At 70.7% G+C, this 15,052-nt stretch carries 14 protein-coding genes; 10 read left to right on the top strand and 4 right to left on the bottom strand.

Annotation, left to right across the window (positions count from 1 at the left end):
- The first annotated feature begins 54 nt into the window (after nt 1-54).
- The 5 genes from alr (at nt 55) to tsaD (ending at nt 4,058) form a co-directional block, all read left to right on the top strand.
- Nucleotides 55-1,182, top strand: a complete 1,128-nt coding sequence (gene alr / locus HNR07_RS20140; protein WP_184366325.1) for an alanine racemase — start codon at nt 55-57, stop codon at nt 1,180-1,182.
- A 114-nt stretch (nt 1,183-1,296) separates the two neighbouring features.
- Nucleotides 1,297-1,809, top strand: coding sequence for a tRNA (adenosine(37)-N6)-threonylcarbamoyltransferase complex ATPase subunit type 1 TsaE (gene tsaE, locus HNR07_RS20135; protein ID WP_184366324.1), 513 nt, complete (start codon nt 1,297-1,299; stop codon nt 1,807-1,809).
- Nucleotides 1,810-1,822: 13 nt separating this feature from the next.
- Complete coding sequence (gene tsaB, locus HNR07_RS20130; protein WP_184366323.1) at nt 1,823-2,518, top strand: tRNA (adenosine(37)-N6)-threonylcarbamoyltransferase complex dimerization subunit type 1 TsaB; 696 nt, start codon at nt 1,823-1,825, stop codon at nt 2,516-2,518.
- Nucleotides 2,515-3,030, top strand: a complete 516-nt coding sequence (gene rimI / locus HNR07_RS20125) for a ribosomal protein S18-alanine N-acetyltransferase (RefSeq protein ID WP_184372363.1) — start codon at nt 2,515-2,517, stop codon at nt 3,028-3,030. The genes tsaB and rimI overlap by 4 nt, the downstream gene beginning before the upstream one ends.
- Nucleotides 3,027-4,058 carry a tRNA (adenosine(37)-N6)-threonylcarbamoyltransferase complex transferase subunit TsaD gene (tsaD, locus tag HNR07_RS20120; RefSeq protein ID WP_184366322.1) on the top strand — a complete coding sequence of 344 codons (1,032 nt, stop codon included), beginning with the start codon at nt 3,027-3,029 and terminating at the stop codon, nt 4,056-4,058. The genes rimI and tsaD overlap by 4 nt, the downstream gene beginning before the upstream one ends.
- A 60-nt stretch (nt 4,059-4,118) precedes the next feature.
- Here the strand turns inward: tsaD and HNR07_RS20115 are convergent, their stop codons facing one another.
- Nucleotides 4,119-5,336, bottom strand: a complete 1,218-nt coding sequence (locus tag HNR07_RS20115) for a hypothetical protein (protein ID WP_184366321.1) — start codon at nt 5,334-5,336, stop codon at nt 4,119-4,121.
- 101 nt (nt 5,337-5,437) lie between these two features.
- Entirely contained in the window at nt 5,438-6,190 is a 753-nt protein-coding gene (locus HNR07_RS20110) for a hypothetical protein (protein WP_184366320.1), read from the bottom strand.
- Nucleotides 6,191-6,463: 273 nt separating this feature from the next.
- Between HNR07_RS20110 and HNR07_RS20105 the strand changes: the two genes are divergently transcribed.
- From HNR07_RS20105 to HNR07_RS20095, 3 genes are all read left to right on the top strand, one after another.
- Nucleotides 6,464-7,420, top strand: coding sequence for a zinc-binding dehydrogenase (locus HNR07_RS20105; protein ID WP_184366319.1), 957 nt, complete (start codon nt 6,464-6,466; stop codon nt 7,418-7,420).
- A gap of 139 nt (nt 7,421-7,559) precedes the next feature.
- Nucleotides 7,560-7,955 carry a hypothetical protein gene (locus tag HNR07_RS20100; protein WP_184366318.1) on the top strand — a complete coding sequence of 132 codons (396 nt, stop codon included), beginning with the start codon at nt 7,560-7,562 and terminating at the stop codon, nt 7,953-7,955.
- A 36-nt stretch (nt 7,956-7,991) separates the two neighbouring features.
- Nucleotides 7,992-8,753, top strand: a complete 762-nt coding sequence (locus HNR07_RS20095; protein ID WP_184366317.1) for a hypothetical protein — start codon at nt 7,992-7,994, stop codon at nt 8,751-8,753.
- A 142-nt stretch (nt 8,754-8,895) separates the two neighbouring features.
- Here HNR07_RS20095 and HNR07_RS20090 read toward each other — a convergent pair whose 3' ends face one another.
- Nucleotides 8,896-11,043: an apolipoprotein A-IV repeat region-like domain-containing protein gene (locus HNR07_RS20090; protein WP_184366316.1), complete on the bottom strand. Its 2,148-nt coding sequence runs from the start codon at nt 11,041-11,043 to the stop codon at nt 8,896-8,898.
- 338 nt (nt 11,044-11,381) lie between these two features.
- Complete coding sequence (locus HNR07_RS20085; protein ID WP_184366315.1) at nt 11,382-12,683, bottom strand: class I SAM-dependent methyltransferase; 1,302 nt, start codon at nt 12,681-12,683, stop codon at nt 11,382-11,384.
- Nucleotides 12,684-12,909: 226 nt separating this feature from the next.
- Between HNR07_RS20085 and groES the strand changes: the two genes are divergently transcribed.
- Both groES and groL read left to right on the top strand, forming a co-directional pair.
- Nucleotides 12,910-13,218, top strand: a complete 309-nt coding sequence (gene groES, locus HNR07_RS20080) for a co-chaperone GroES (protein WP_017582507.1) — start codon at nt 12,910-12,912, stop codon at nt 13,216-13,218.
- A gap of 118 nt (nt 13,219-13,336) precedes the next feature.
- Nucleotides 13,337-14,947 carry a chaperonin GroEL gene (gene groL / locus HNR07_RS20075; RefSeq protein WP_184366314.1) on the top strand — a complete coding sequence of 537 codons (1,611 nt, stop codon included), beginning with the start codon at nt 13,337-13,339 and terminating at the stop codon, nt 14,945-14,947.
- Nucleotides 14,948-15,052 lie beyond the last annotated feature (105 nt).

Below are 15,052 nucleotides of genomic sequence, written 5' to 3'. Positions count from 1 at the left end.
AGCCCACATACCCGCAGCTCCGAAGCGGTAACCCACGCGTGGAACACTGTGGGCATGGCTCCTTTCGCGCACGCGCGAGTCAATCTCGACGCGATCACCTCCAACGCCCGGCTGCTCCGAGAGCGGGCCGGGGGGACGCCCCTCATGGGCGTGGTCAAGGCCGACGGTTACGGCCACGGCATGCTGCCCGCCGCGCACGCCCTCATCGAGGGCGGGGCCACGTGGCTGGGGACCGCGTTCATCAAGGAGGGGCTGGAGCTGCGCCGGGCCGGGATCACCGTGCCCGTGCTGTCCTGGATCATCCCGCCCGGTGAGCCGGTGGGCGAGGCGATCGGGGCCGACATCGACCTCGGGGTCAGCGACCTCGGCGTCCTGCGGGAGATCGTCGCCGAGGCCCGCCGTCTCGGCCGTCTCGCCCGGGTGCAGCTCAAGGCCGACACCGGCCTGCACCGCGGCGGGGTCAACCGGGCCGACTGGGAGTCGGTGGTCGGGGCCGCCGCGCGCGCCGAGGAGGAAGGGGTGCTGAAGGTCAGCGGGGTGTGGTCGCACTTCGCCTGCGCCGACGAGCCCGGACACCCCTCGATCCAGGCGCAGCTGGACGTCTTCCACGAGGCGCTGGAGATCGCGGAGAAGGCGGGACTCACCCCCGAGGTCCGGCACATCGCCAACTCGGCCGCGCTGCTCACCCTGCCCGAAGCGCGGTTCGATCTGGTCCGCGGCGGAATCGCGAGTTACGGTCTCTGTCCGATTCCCGGTTTTGACGTGCCCGGATTGCGCCCCGCGATGACCCTCGAATCGAAGGTCGCCCTCACCAAGCGCGTCCCCGCGGGCAGCGGCGTCTCCTACGGGCACCGGTACTTCACCCGGAGCGAGACCACGCTGGCCCTGGTGCCGCTGGGCTACGCCGACGGGGTCCCCCGGGCCGCCACCAACAAGGGCCCCGTCCTGCTGGGAGGCACGCCACGCGTCATCGCGGGAACAGTCTGCATGGACCAGTTCGTTGTGGATGTGGGAGACGACCCGGTGGAGGCGGGGGAGTACGCGGTACTGTTCGGCGACCCGGGCGAGTACCAGGCCGTCCCCACCGCGGAGGACTGGGCCGAGGTCCTGGACACCATCCCGTACGAGATCGTCACGCGGGTCGGCGTCCGGGTGCCCCGCGAGTACGTCGGCGGGGCCTGACGCTCTCCCCGATACCGGTCACGAACCCGCTTCACCCGGCCTAACCTGGGTGAAGAGGTACCTTCGGCGCGCTCAGTCGCCGACCGGACCACAACACAGACTATTGCGAGAGCGATGACAGACACCACAGCCACCACCACAGGCGCGTCCCGCGTCCACGCGGTCACCGCCGCGACGGACGAGGCCATGCGCGTTCTGGGCCGTGACCTCGCCGCCCTCTCCCGCCCCGGGGACCTGCTCATCCTCTCCGGGCCGCTGGGCGCGGGCAAGACCACCTTCACCCAGGGCCTCGGACAGGGCCTGGGCGTACGCGGATCGGTCACCTCGCCCACGTTCATCATCTCCAGGATCCACCCCTCCCTGACCGGCGGTCCCGCACTCGTACACGTGGACGCCTACCGGCTGGGCGGTCCGGACGAGATCGACGACATCGACCTGGACATGACCCTCCCCGAGTCCGTCACCGTCGTCGAGTGGGGCGAGGGAGTGGCCGAAGGGCTCTCCGAGGACCGGCTGGAGATCCGGATCGAGCGCCACCCCGACGACACCCGCACCGTCCACCTGCGCCCGGTCGGCGCCCGGTGGGCCGACATCGACCTGCCCGGCACCGCCGCCGGGAACGGATAGGCGGAGAACTCCCGTGCTGCTCCTGGCCTTCGACACAGCGACCCCGGCGGTCACCGCCGCCATCGGGGAGACCAACCCCGACGGCGCCTTCACGCTGCGCGCCAGCGCGAGTTCGGTGGACGCCCGACGCCACGGCGAACTGCTCACCCCGGCCATCCAGGGCCTGCTCGACGAGGCGGACCTGGACCTGGGCGACCTCGACCACATCGCGGTCGGAACCGGCCCCGGCCCCTACACCGGCCTGCGGGTCGGCCTGGCCACCGGGCACGCCCTCGCCGACGCCCTGGGCATCCCCTGCCACGGGGTCACCACCCTGGACGCGCTGGCCTTCGCCACCAAGCGGACCGGACCGTTCCTGGGGATGACCGACGCCCGCCGCAAGGAGGTGTTCTGGGCGCGCTACGAGGACCACCTCACCCGGGTGGGCGAGGTCCGCGTCGACCGGCCCGCCGAGATCGACACCGAAGGGCTGCCGCTGGTCGGCGACGGCGCCCGGATGTACGCCGAGCTGCTGGGCGCCGACCCGGACGCCGCGCCCGGCACCGGGGCCTTCGAGCCGCTCCACCCGGACGCGGCCGCCATGGCCGAGCTCGCCCTGCTGCGCCTGCACCGCGGTGAGCGGCTGCCCGAACCCGCTCCGCTCTACCTGCGCCGCCCCGACGCGGTCGAGCCCGGCGCCCCGAAGAAGGTCCGCCAGTGGGTGAAGTGACCACGCGGGCGCACCTGCGCCAGATGACCGTTGACGACGTGCCGGCCGTCCTGGAACTGGAACGCGCCCTGTTCCCGCTCGACGCCTGGAGCGAGGGCATGCTCCGCGACGAGCTCGCCGAGACCGCCACCCGCCACTACGTGGTGGCGGAGTCGACCGAAACCGACCCCCCGGCCGGGGCCGAAGCCGGGTCCGGCGCCGGGGGCTCGATCCTCGGCTACGCCGGGCTGCGGTTCGTCCCGCCCGAGGGTGACGTGCAGACCATGGCCGTCGCCGAGCCGGCCTGGGGCAGGGGCATCGGCCGGGCACTGCTCACCGAACTCCTCGCCCAGGCCGAGGCGCGCGGAGTCACCCACGTGTTCCTGGAGGTGCGCTCGGACAACCCGCGCGCCCAGGACCTGTACACACGCTTCGGCTTCGAGGCGATCGGCGTGCGCCGGGGCTACTACAAGGGGGCGGACGCGATCGTCATGCGCCGCGTCGCGGATGGAGAAGGGGAGGGCCAGCGATGAGTGAGCCGTTGATCCTGGGGATCGAGACGTCCTGTGACGAGACCGGCGTGGCGCTGGTCCGCGGCTGTGAGCTGCTCGGCGACTCGGTCGCCTCCAGCGTCGACCAGCACGTGCGCTTCGGCGGCGTGGTGCCCGAGGTGGCCAGCCGCGCCCACCTGGAGGCCATGACGCCCACCGTCCGCCGCGCCCTGGACAACGCCGGGGTGAAGCTCGCGGACGTCGACGCCGTCGCGGTCACCGCCGGTCCCGGTCTGGCCGGCGCGCTCCTGGTGGGAGTCTCCGCCGCCAAGGCCTACGCGATGGCGCTCGGCAAACCGCTGTACGGGGTCAACCACCTGGTCGGGCACGTCGCCGTGGACCAGTTGGAGCACGGGCCGCTGCCCAAGCCCTCGATCGCCCTCCTGGTCTCCGGCGGCCACACCTCGCTGCTGCTGGTCAACGACCTGGCCACCGACGTGACCTCGCTCGGCGACACCGTCGACGACGCCGCCGGTGAGGCCTACGACAAGGTCGCGCGGCTGTTGGAGCTGCCCTACCCGGGCGGTCCGCCCATCGACCAGGCCGCCCAGCGGGGCAACCCGAAGTCGATCCGCTTCCCGCGCGGCAAGTGGGGCGACGGCACCTACGACTTCTCCTTCTCCGGGCTCAAGACCGCCGTGGCCCGCCACGTCGAGGACTCCGAACGCCGGGGCGACCCGCTGGTGGTGGCCGACATCGCCGCCGCCTTCCAGGAGTCGGTGGTGGACGTGCTCACCCGCAAGGCGGTCGACGCCTGCGTGGAGCACGGGGTGAGCACCCTGGTGATCAGCGGCGGAGTGGCGGCCAACTCGGCCCTGCGCGCCCTGGCCCAGCAGCGCTGCCAGGAGGCGGGCATCGAACTCCGCGTCCCGCGTCCGCGCCTGTGCACGGACAACGGTGCGATGATCGCCGCCCTGGGCGCCGAGGTGGTCGCCGCCGGGCTGCCGCCCTCAGCGCTGGACCTGGCCACGGACACCTCGCTGCCGGTGGAGTCCCCGCTGGCCGTGTAGCCGTACCGCTGTCCTGAGCCCCGCCGCCCGCCGCCGGGATCCGGCAGCGGGCGGCGGGGCTCAGGCTTGGCCGGTGAGCGGTAGGAAGTCGTAGAGGCCCAGACCGCGCAGGTCCATGGGCAGCGACTTCAGCCCGGAGACGGCGAGCTCGGCGGTCATCTCCCCGCTGGCGGCGTCGTAGGTCTGGAGGGTGGCGTCGTCCTCGTCATCGAAGCTCCGGAAGAAGAGGTGCAGCTCCTCTCCCGACCAGGCCGTGTGCACCTCGTCGGACCCCGCTGCCCGGGGGTCGACGGTGAAGTGCTCGGTTGCCTCGCCGGTCGCGGTGTCGAAGCGGTACACCTGGCCGTTGCCGTCGACGTAGTACAGGAGGCCGCCGATCAGGCGGGTCCTGCGGTCCCCGTAGCGAATCGCCCGCTCCGCGCTGGGCAGGCGGGCCTTCCCCGCGGGCGGCTCGATCCCGTCGTGGTACGTGAAGTAGTCGTCGTAGTAGGTGGCGACCGGGTGGTGCTCCACCGAGCCGTCGGAGAGGTCCACGTCGGTCAGCCGCAGCCCGATCTCCTGCTCATCGATCCCTTCGGCCAGCTTGGAGTACCCCAGCTGGTAGACGTGTCCGTCGTGGACCGTGAGCCCTCCCATGTGCGTGTCGTCCTCGTGCACGGTCCATTCCGCGAGGGGCTCGGGGGTGATCTCGGCTTCCAGCCGTACGGAGGAGACCGTGAGGGAGTGCTCCTCGCCCTCCCACACGTCGGGGACCCCGGTGAGATAGAGGGTGCCGTCCGGGGCCGTGCCCGCCTGCCGGACCTCCGAGCGCACGCTGGCGGTACCCAGGGTTTCCCCGTCGTACCAGTTGACCGAGGACGTGTAGCCGCTCCCGTCATCCCCCGTGTTGAACACGGTGTACAGGGTCCCGTCCGGTAGCGATCCGCCGATGACGGCGCCGTACTCCTCGTTCTCGCGGTCGAACAGCGCGGCTCCGGGGCCGACGATCCGGCTGCTGTGGACCTCGTGGAACATCAGGTCGGTTCCGTTGTAGGCCATGGACTCGTACTGCATGCCCTCGGTCGCCACGTGCTCGATTCCGCCGTCCTCGTCGACGAAGACCACGTAGCCCTTGGTCAGGGAGCTCCAGAAGCCGCTGGAGTAGTACAGGACGGCCACCTTGCCGTCGAGGTAGTCCGCGCGGTCCAGGTCGGGCCCGGTACAGCCGGTCAGGGACAGGGCGAGCGCTCCGCAGCACAGCAGGGGCAGCGGTGTGCGCAGGGGGTGGCGGCGAGACAAGGAGGGCTCCGGAGTGTGGGGCGAAGAGCCGCGGGCCCCGGGGTTCGGGGCCCGCGCCATCGGACTGGATCAGCAAGGCCGGGAACAGGCGAACCCTCGGGTCACCACTTGAGGGTCTTGTAGCTCACCGTGTGGCTGGAGTTCCGGATGTCCCTGGGGTAGACCCCGGCTCCCTTGTCGGAGTCGATGTCCAGCCCGGACTTGAGCAGGTAGGCGCTCCACACGAGCTTGGAGCAGTTCTTGGCCCCGGTGTGCCCGGTCTTGCGGTTGGTGGCGAAGTTGGCCGAGTACTTGTCCTTGCCGACCCGACTGTTCGCCCAGTCGGCGGCCGAGTCGCGCTTCGCCTGCGTGGTCTTGACGTACTGCATCACCGCGTTCTTGTAGACGAGGCGGTTCCTGTGGTGGATCTTCTGCACCTTCGTGCCCGGGATCGATTCCACGATGTAGGTCTTGGAGTGGAAGATGCCGACGTGCCCGGTCTTGATGGTGTTCGGGGTGTAGAAGAGGTCTCCCTTGCGCGTGGCGGCGGGAAGTTTGTTGGCCCCCTTGCCCACCGACATCGTGCCCATCTCACCCCCGGGAAGACCCGCCTCGGCGGCCTCCTCCTCGGCGAGCACCTCCTGGTGGCGGAGTTCGGCGAGGACGATCTCCGAGGCCTCCTCCTCGGTGAGGCCGTCTTCGGCGGCGAAGTCGGAGATCGCCTCGGCCATTTCCTCCGCCGAGACTCCCGGCTGGAGTTCGACGATCTCGGTCAGGTTCTGTTCCGAGACGGTCGCGACGTCGGCCCAGGCGGCGGAGGAGCTGGCTACCACGAGGGCGAGGGCCAGTCCGGCGGAGAAGAGTGCTCTCTTCACTGTGTTGTCTCTCGATCTGTTCGAGCGAGTGGGGAAGGTCCGAGAAACCGCGGCAGAGTTCTGCCCCGTGCTCCTCGACGCGGTGCGCTTGGAGGTTATGGGGGGTCGTTCGTGGGCCGCCAGGCGCGCGGAACCGGTTCGGGCCGCGTTCCCGGGGCTTCGGGGCGCTGAGCATCATCGGGACGCGACGGTTCTGTTTAGGGGTGTCCGAAGCAGGCCACTTCTGCCCGGCTGCACTAGAACGGGGCTCGGTTTCTGTGGTTGGGTACGGGTATGTTCGCCATCACCGCAGCACGCATCTCCTTCGACGACCCCCTGTCCGGGCTGGAGGCGGGTGAGCGGCCCGACCCCGAGCCCCGCGAGGGCTGGACGACCGTCCGGGTGAAGGCCGCCTCGCTCAACCACCACGACCTGTGGAGCCTGCGCGGCATCGCGCTGGGCCAGGACAGGCTGCCGATGATCCTGGGCGGGGACGCCGCCGGGATCGACGAGGACGGCAACGAGGTCATCGTGCACGGCGTGGTGACCGAACCCGCGGCGCCGGGGCGCTCACCGCGGTTCTCCCTGCTCTCGGAGATCCACGACGGCACCCTCGCCGAGAAGGTGCTGGTGCCCAGGGAGAACCTGCTGCCCAAGCCCCCGGAGCTCTCCTTCGAGGAGGCCGCCTGCCTGCCCACCGCCTGGCTGACCGCGTACAGCATGCTCTTCGGCAAGGCCGACCTGCGGCCGGGCTCCACCGTCCTGGTGCAGGGCGCCGGGGGAGGGGTCTCGGCGGCGCTGATCGCCCTTGCCGCCCGGGTCGGCCACCGGGTGTACGTCACCAGCCGTAGCGAGGACAAGCGCGCCAGGGCCCTGGAACTGGGCGCCTACGCCGCGGTGCCCTCCGGGGAGCGTCTGCCCGAGCGGGTGGACGCGGTCTTCGACTCGGTCGGCCAGGCCACCTGGAAGCACTCGGTCCGCTCGCTCAAGCCGGGCGGCGCCATCATCACCTGCGGCGCGACCAGCGGTGACGCCTCCCCCGCCGAGCTCACCCGGGTGTTCTTCCTGCAGTTGCGGGTGCTGGGCTCCACGATGGGCACCAAGGAGGAACTGGCCGCCCTCACCGAGATGTGCGTGCGCACCGGTCTGCGCCCCCGCATCGACCGTGTGCTGCCACTCAAGGACGCCCACGAGGCCTTCCGCGTGATGGCCGCTGGGGAGCAGTTCGGCAAGATCGTGCTGGTGCCCTGAGCCCTGCCTCGACCCGTGGCGGCGCCGGCCCCCGGTACCGCCACGGCCTTTGCTTGGCCACATCCGGCCACGGTCGGAACCAATCGCGGCCGGCACCCGACTCATGCTCGGTATCTCAGGTGAGCGAAAGGGGAGCACCGTGTCGGAACGGGCCCAGGTGGCGGCGGACACGGCGGCGGCGGACAGCGGGGGACAGCAGTCCGAGAACGCCGCGGCCTACCTGCGTGAACTGCCGCAGGACTTCAAGGAGGCCGTGGCCAAGGCGAAGGGCCTGCTCAAACACGATCCCACGATCGCGGGCTGGGACGGCTTCGGCGAGGAGCACGAGACCCACATGGAGAGCGTCAGACGGCACGCGGCGACGCTCGCGGGCAACATCCGCAGCGGTGCGGGGCGGATCGACGAGACGGACGAGGAAGCCGAGGCGGGTTTCGGGGGACAGCGGCGCGAGACCTACCGGGACGGGTTCCAGCACCTCAACCCCAACATCCAGGTGAACCGGACGACCAGCGGCGGCGCGAACAGCCCGTACTAGCCGGGGCCCGTGCCAGCTGAAGCAGAGGGGGAGCGGGTGAGGCGCCGTGTCGCTGCTGAACCACACGGAGCGCGAGTTCGACTCGGCGAAACCCACGGCGCGGCCAAGGAGGAGTTCGAGGCCCCGCACGCCAAGATCAGCGGGCGCTCCGAGGGCTACAGGCCGATCCCCGAGCCCGTGGGCGACGACTTCAGCGATCTGATCGGCGGTGGTCTGCGGGAGCTCGCGGAGAAGAACCAGGCCTTCTGGCAGGACGCACCCATGGCCTGTACGCACGCATTCGGGGGTGCTCGGCAAAGCCGTCACGGACGTGACTGGTACGAGCGGGAGATCGCCAAGCTCAAGACCCAGCTGACCAGTGCCCTGAACACCGTTCCCGCCATGGGCCAGGGCGACTTCGCCCCGGTCAGGGGTGCCCGACAGCCCCCTTCGTCACCAAGGCGCGCGCCCTGTGGACCACGTTCGAGGCGCGCTGCGAGGAGACCGAGGACGTCGACGAGGCCCGTAAGGGGGCCAACGACACGGTGCAGACCGGCTACAACATCCTGCTCGCCAGCACCGTGCAGACCGCGGGGGCAAGTCGACGCCCGCAGGTCTCGCCCCGGAGACCTTCCTCCGGGTGATGGAGCAGCCGGTCAGGGACTGCGCCTCGGGGAGATCGACAGGAAGATCGACTTCGACTACATCGAGGACACGGACGGGCACCTGCTCGGAAACGAGTCGAACATCCGCGACCACGCCAACGGCTGCATCCGGGACTTCCAGGAGCGGTACGAGGAAGGGCTGGACGAGAAGTGACAGGAGAAGTAGGGCGGTAACGGTTCACCCGCCGGGACACACGGGAGCCCGGAGCGGTGGGTTGGTTCGGTTCCACCCCGCTGCTCCGGGCCCCTGGGCTCATCCGGCCGTTCCTCGCACGGGCGGGTGAGGCGGCGCGTGGCTACTCGTCGTCATCGTCGTCGCGGCGGCGCTTCTTCTTGCCCTCGCGGCCCGGGCGCAGCAGCGCCTCGGCCAGGGCGAGCACCGTCTCCTCCAGGGAGGAGAACCGCTTGGTGATGTCGTCGTGCGAGTTCTCGACCGCCTCGGTGACGGTCTCCTCGAACTCGTGGCGGTCCGGGCGCTGCTTCAGCTCGCGCAGGACCGGCTCGACCGCCGAGGTGACGTGCGAGTCGATCTCGTCGAGCTTGCCGGAGTGGTCCAGCTGCGGACGGTCCACCAGCTCGGTGAGGCGGCGGTGCAGCTCGCTGACCTCCATGGTCTGCGGCAGCTGGTTGAGGCGCTGGTTGAGCGCCTCCAGGCGGTCGTCGATGGCCTCCATGCGGCCGTCGACACCCTCGAAGTGGCCGTTGACGCCCTCGAACTGGCCCTCGACGCCGTTGACGCGGCCGTCGATCCCGTCCAGGCGGCCGTTGAGGCCGTCGATCCGGCCGTCGACGCGGTCGATCTTGCCCTCGACGCTCTCGAAGCTCCCCTCGAAGTGGCCCTCGAAGGAGTCGAACCGGTCGGTGAGGCGGCCGAGCTCGTGGTCGACCTTGCCGGTGATCTGCGACAGGTGGTTGTCCACCTTGCCGTTGAGCCCCTCGCGGTGGCGCTCCAGCCTCTCGTCCAGCGCGGTCCGGTGGGTCTCGGCCTGGTCGGTGAGCGCCTCGGTCAGCGTCTGGTGCCGCTCCTCGGCCTCACCGGCCAGCTTGGCGTTGTCCTCCTGGACGAAGGCGCGCAGTTCGGCGAGGTCCGCGGCGACCTTCTCGGCGTCCTCGGCGATCCGGGCGGAGAGGGCGTCGGTGCGCTTGGCCACCGACTCGCGCAGGCCGTCGGCGGTGGCCTCGGCGTGCTCGCGGGTCTCGGTTCGGCCCAGTTCGATCTGCTCGTCGAGCTCGGCCAGGCGCTGGCGCAGGTGCGAACGCAGGTCGTTCAGGGACTTGTCGTGGTTCTCCCGCAGTTTGGCGAGCGAACCGGTGACGTCGGCGACGGCCGCGGTGGCCTCCGCGTGGTTCTCCTCGGCCAGGGTGCTCAGCTGGCCGAAGCTCTCGGTGACCTTGCCGGTGAGCGCCTCGTGGCGCTCCTCGGTGGTGCTGGAGAGGTCCTTCAGCTCCTGGGTGAGGGCGGCGTGGCGCTCACCGGAGGCTGTGGCGAGGGTGCCCAGCTCGTCGGCCAGGGCCGTGGTGCGCTCGCCCAGCTCGCCGGTGTTCTCCTGAAGCTTGGCCAGCAGCGTCTCGTGCTGCTGCGCGGTGCGCTCCTCGACGAAGCCGCGCAGTTCGGCCGTGCGCTCTTCGAGGGAGGCGGTGACCTCCTCGCCGAGCTTGGTGCTCGCGGCCTCCAGGGATTCGCGGCCCTCCTCGACCGCGGTCTCCAGGGCCTCCCGGTTCTGCTGCCCGGCGGTCTCCAGGACCTCCCTGCTCTCCTTGACCGCGGTCTCGAGCGTGCCGCGGCTCTGCTCGATCGCCTCGGCCAGCTCGTCCTTGCCCTCGGTCAGGGTGGTGCGGACCAGGGTGGACAGCTCCTCGTGGCGCTCGCCCAGGGTGGAGTCCAGGGCGGACAGCGAGGCCTCGATGGCCTCGGTCCTCGCGTTGAGGTTCTCCAGGGCCGTGTCCAGGGCGTCCAGGCGGGTCCCGACGGTCTCGCCCAGCGCGGTGACGCGCTCGCCGACCTCGGTGATCTGCTCGGCGGTCCGGTTGCCGGTCTCGGCCATCCGCTGCAGGCGGGTGAGAGCGGTGTCCAGGTGCCCGGCGACACGGTGGGTGTCGGCCCGCAGGGAGGGCATGTCCGACAGCGGCTTGACCTGCTGTCCGACCACCTCTATGTGCTCGGCGAGGGCTTCGGCCCACTCCGGCGGCCTGGCGAGGAAGTCGTCGATCCGGCCGTCGACCGCGGTGATCGACTCGGCGAGGGCGGTGAGCTCCCGCTCGCGCAGCTCGCGGAGCAGCCACTCCATGCCCTCGAGACGCTGGCGCATCTCCTCGCTGACGGCGCCCTGGGACTTCTGTTCGGAGACGTGCTCCTGGGCGGCCTGGGAGAGCAGGTCACGCATCCGGTCGGAGACACCGGCCTGACCTCCCGCGTTGAGGAAGTTGTGATTGGTCTGTTCCACCGAGGTGCTCCTTATGGTTCTGGCGCTCCCGCCCGCCTCGTCGCACGGTGAGTCGCGGAAGGGGGCGGGTTCTCGATGGTCCCCGGGCGGGCGGCGTTCCGCGCCAATTGTGTCCCACTGTGATTGAAGTGTGACTATGCGTATACACAGGGGGTGTGAGCCGGGGCCTGGCCGAACCGCGGGGGCGGATCAAACAAGCACGGCCTTCCGGGGATGCCCATGAGAAGGGAAAGAATTCAGCGGCGCCAGTTTAACGACATCACCCGGTGTGACCCTAGGGGTCCTCGAAAGTTATCGGCGTGGGAGGTAACGATACGGTCTGCGCCCCGCGGGCGCGCTCAGGCCGTCCGGGGCGCCTCGACCTCGCGGCAGAGCAGGGAGAAGGGCCTTTCGCCGATCCGGGTGAGCACGACGGTCACCGATTCCGGTCCGCGGGCCCGCAGGTCCCGGCGGAGTTTCTCGGTGTCCACCGCCGAACCGCGTTTCTTGATCGTTACCGTTCCCGCCTTCCGCGCGCGTACGGCCGCACGCAGCCGCTTCAGGGAGAACGGTGCGAACTCCAGGACCTCCAGCACCCGCCACAGCGGTGAGCGCTCGGCCCGGTCCGAGGTGAAGTAGGCGATGCGCTCGTCCAGCAGGGCGCCGTCCACCCTGGCCGCCGCCTCCGCCACCAGGTGGGAGCGGACCACGGCCGGGTCCGGGTCGTACAGGTAGCGCCGGGCGGCGGCGACCGGCGCGGGGCCCAGGTCCGGCTCCTCGTCCAGATGCGCGACCGGACCCTCGCTCGCCAGCAGGCCCGCGCGCTCGTGCAGCACCGTCGCGCGCCGCGCCGCCGAGGAACCCCCGGCCCCGAAGCCCAGGGTGCCGAACCACAGCGCGGTCTCCTTCAACTCGCCGTCCACCGAGATCCACTCGGCCGAGGCGGCGGGGGACAGGACCTCGTGCGGAATGCCCGGAGCCGCCTTCAGGCAGGCCGCCTCGGCCCGCTCCGCCAGCCGGGTCGCCACGTCCCACGGCGGCGAGTAGGCGGCCGGGTCGAACACCCGGCCCCGGCCGCCGCGCCGGGCCGGATCGCAGAACAGCAGCGGGTAGTCGCCCGCCGTCACCTCGTTCACGTCGCCCTCGCGGACGCGCGCGTGCCCGGACAGCCCCAGCGCCTCGATGTTGGCGCGGGCCACCGCCACGGTCAGCGGGTCGGCGTCCACGCCCTCCACCGAGACGCCGCGTCCGGCCAGCGCCAGCAGGTCAGCGCCGACCCCGCAGCACAGATCCCCCGCACTCGCGCGGCCTCCGCCGCCGCTCACGGCAACAGAGCCGGGCAGGTGCCGGGCGGTCCGCTCCGCGCGGTACTCGGCCACGGTCCGCCGGGTCGACTGCTCCAGGCCGTTCGGGGTGAAGAACATTCGCTCGGCGTTCTCCCCGAATTTGGCCCGGCCCCGCTCGCGCAGGCTTACCTGGGTCATCACCGCGTTGACCAGCTCGGACACCGGAAGGTCGGGGTCGAGTGCGGCCACCTTCGGGTTCTCGCGCAGCTGGGAGGCGGTGACCAGGGGGTCCTTGGCCGCCGCAGTGGGGTCCACCTCCGCGAGGACCTCCCGCCCCGCTTCGGTGAGCAGCGCCGAGAAGGCGGGTACGCGCATGGAACCTCCAGCTGTGGGCACGACGGAGTGGTGGGCCCTCCCCGTGGCCGGGGGCCTCATCACATTTCCATTCTGGCACTCTCGGGGGTAGAGTGCTAAACGCGACGAGGCCGGTCTGGCACCCGCGACGACAGGCCGCCGCGGTCGCCCCTTTTACGCAGTTGGTCCGTGCCTTCGCACGGGCTGACGTCAGTGACACCGAGACTTTGAAGGGGGAGGTCACACAGTGTCGACCGCCACCAAGACCGTGCTGAAGCCGCTCGAGGACCGCGTCGTGGTCAAGACCCTGGAGGCCGAGCAGACCACTGCCTCCGGTCTGGTCATTCCGGACACCGCCAAGGAGAAGCCCCAGGAGGGCGAGATCCTGGCCGTGGGTCCCGGTCGCCTCGACGACAACGGCAAGCGCGTTGCCCTCGACGTCAACGTCGGTGACGTCGTCCTGTACAGCAAGTACGGCGGCACCGAGGTCAAGTACGACGGCCAGGAGTACCTGGTGCTCTCCGCCCGCGACCTCCTCGCGGTCGTCGAGAAGTAGTTCGCGGCCAAGAGCCTTCAGGCGAAAAGCCATCAGCATCCCGCACCGGTCGGCCCTCGAAGCCGGGCGGGGCGGGATGCTCGTTTTTGACCCGAGCCGTTAGAGGAAGCACTCACACATGCCGAAGATCCTTGAGTTCGAGGACGACGCCCGCCGTTCCCTCGAGCGGGGCGTCAACCGCCTCGCCGACGCCGTGAAGGTGACGTTGGGCCCGCGCGGCCGCAACGTCGTCATCGACAAGAAGTTCGGCGCCCCCACCATCACGAACGACGGCGTGACCGTCGCCCGTGAGATCGAGCTGGACGAGCCCTACGAGAACCTGGGCGCACAGCTGGTCAAGGAGGTCGCCACCAAGACCAACGACGCCGCGGGTGACGGCACCACCACCGCCACCGTGCTGGCCCAGGCGCTGGTCCGCGAGGGCATCCGCAGCGTCGCCGCCGGCGCGTCCCCGATGTCCCTCAAGCGGGGCATCGACGCCGCGGCCGGCAAGGTCTCCGAGATCCTGCTCAGCCGCGCCGTGCCGATCAAGGAGCGCGCGGACATCGCCTACGTGGCGACCAACTCCGCCCAGGACGCCCAGATCGGCGACCTGATCGCCGAGGCCTTCGACAAGGTCGGCAAGGACGGCGTCATCACGGTGGAGGAGTCCCCGACCTTCGGTCTGGACCTCGACTTCACCGAGGGCCTGCAGTTCGACAAGGGCTACATCTCGCCCTACTTCGTCACTGACGGGGACCGCCAGGAGGCCGTCCTCGAGGACGCCCAGATCCTCATCAGCCAGGGCAAGATCGGCAACCTGAACGAGCTGTTGCCGCTGCTCGAGCAGATCGTGCAGAACAAGAAGCCGCTGCTGATCATCGCCGAGGACGTCGAGGGCGACGCCCTGGGCGCACTGGTGCTGAACAAGATGCGCGGCACCCTCAACGTCGCCGCGGTCAAGGCGCCCGGCTTCGGCGAGCGCCGCAAGGCCATGCTCCAGGACATCGCCGTGCTGACCGGCGGCCAGGTCATCTCCGAGGAGGTCGGCCTGACCCTGGAGAACGCCGACCTGTCCGCGCTGGGCACCGCCCGTCGCATCACCATCACCAAGGACACCACCACCGTCGTCGACGGCGGCGGCGACCAGTCCGAGGTCGAGGACCGCGTCCGCCAGATCCGCAAGGAGATCGAGGCGAGCGACTCCGACTGGGACCGCGAGAAGCTCCAGGAGCGCCTGGCCAAGCTCGCGGGCGGCGTCTCGGTGCTGAGCGTGGGCGCGGCCACCGAGGTCGAGCTCAAGGAGAAGAAGCACCGTCTCGAGGACGCCATCTCGGCGACCCGTGCGGCCATCGAGGAGGGCATCGTGGCCGGTGGCGGCGCCTCCCTGGTGCACGCTTCGACCGCTCTGGACGACCTCGGCATGACCGGTGACGAGGCCACCGGTGTCTCCATCGTGCGCCGCGCGCTGGTCGAGCCGGCCCGGTGGATCGCGGAGAACGCTGGCGCCGAGGGCTACGTGGTCACGCACCGCGTCTCCGAGATGGAGGTCGGCCACGGCTACAACGCCGCCACCGGCGCCTACGGCGACCTGACCGCCGAGGGCATCATCGACCCGGTGAAGGTCTCCCGCTCGGCCGTCCAGAACGCCGCTTCCATCGCGGGCATGCTGCTGACCACCGAGGTGCTGGTCGCGGACAAGCCCGAGGAGGCCGAGGACGACGGCCACGGCCACGGCCACGCGCACTAGCGGCGTCGGTTCGTACCGCCGCCCGGCCGGTTTCCTGGTCAGGTAGTGCTTGGTTCGGGGGTGGGGCGCCTGAGCGCTCCGCCCCCGCTCACTACCACGGGAGAG

The sequence above is a fragment of the Nocardiopsis metallicus genome (assembly GCF_014201115.1).
Lineage (GTDB): Bacteria > Actinomycetota > Actinomycetes > Streptosporangiales > Streptosporangiaceae > Nocardiopsis > Nocardiopsis metallicus.
Note: the sequence above shows the minus strand (reverse complement) of the source record. Positions and strands in the feature narration are given on the sequence as shown.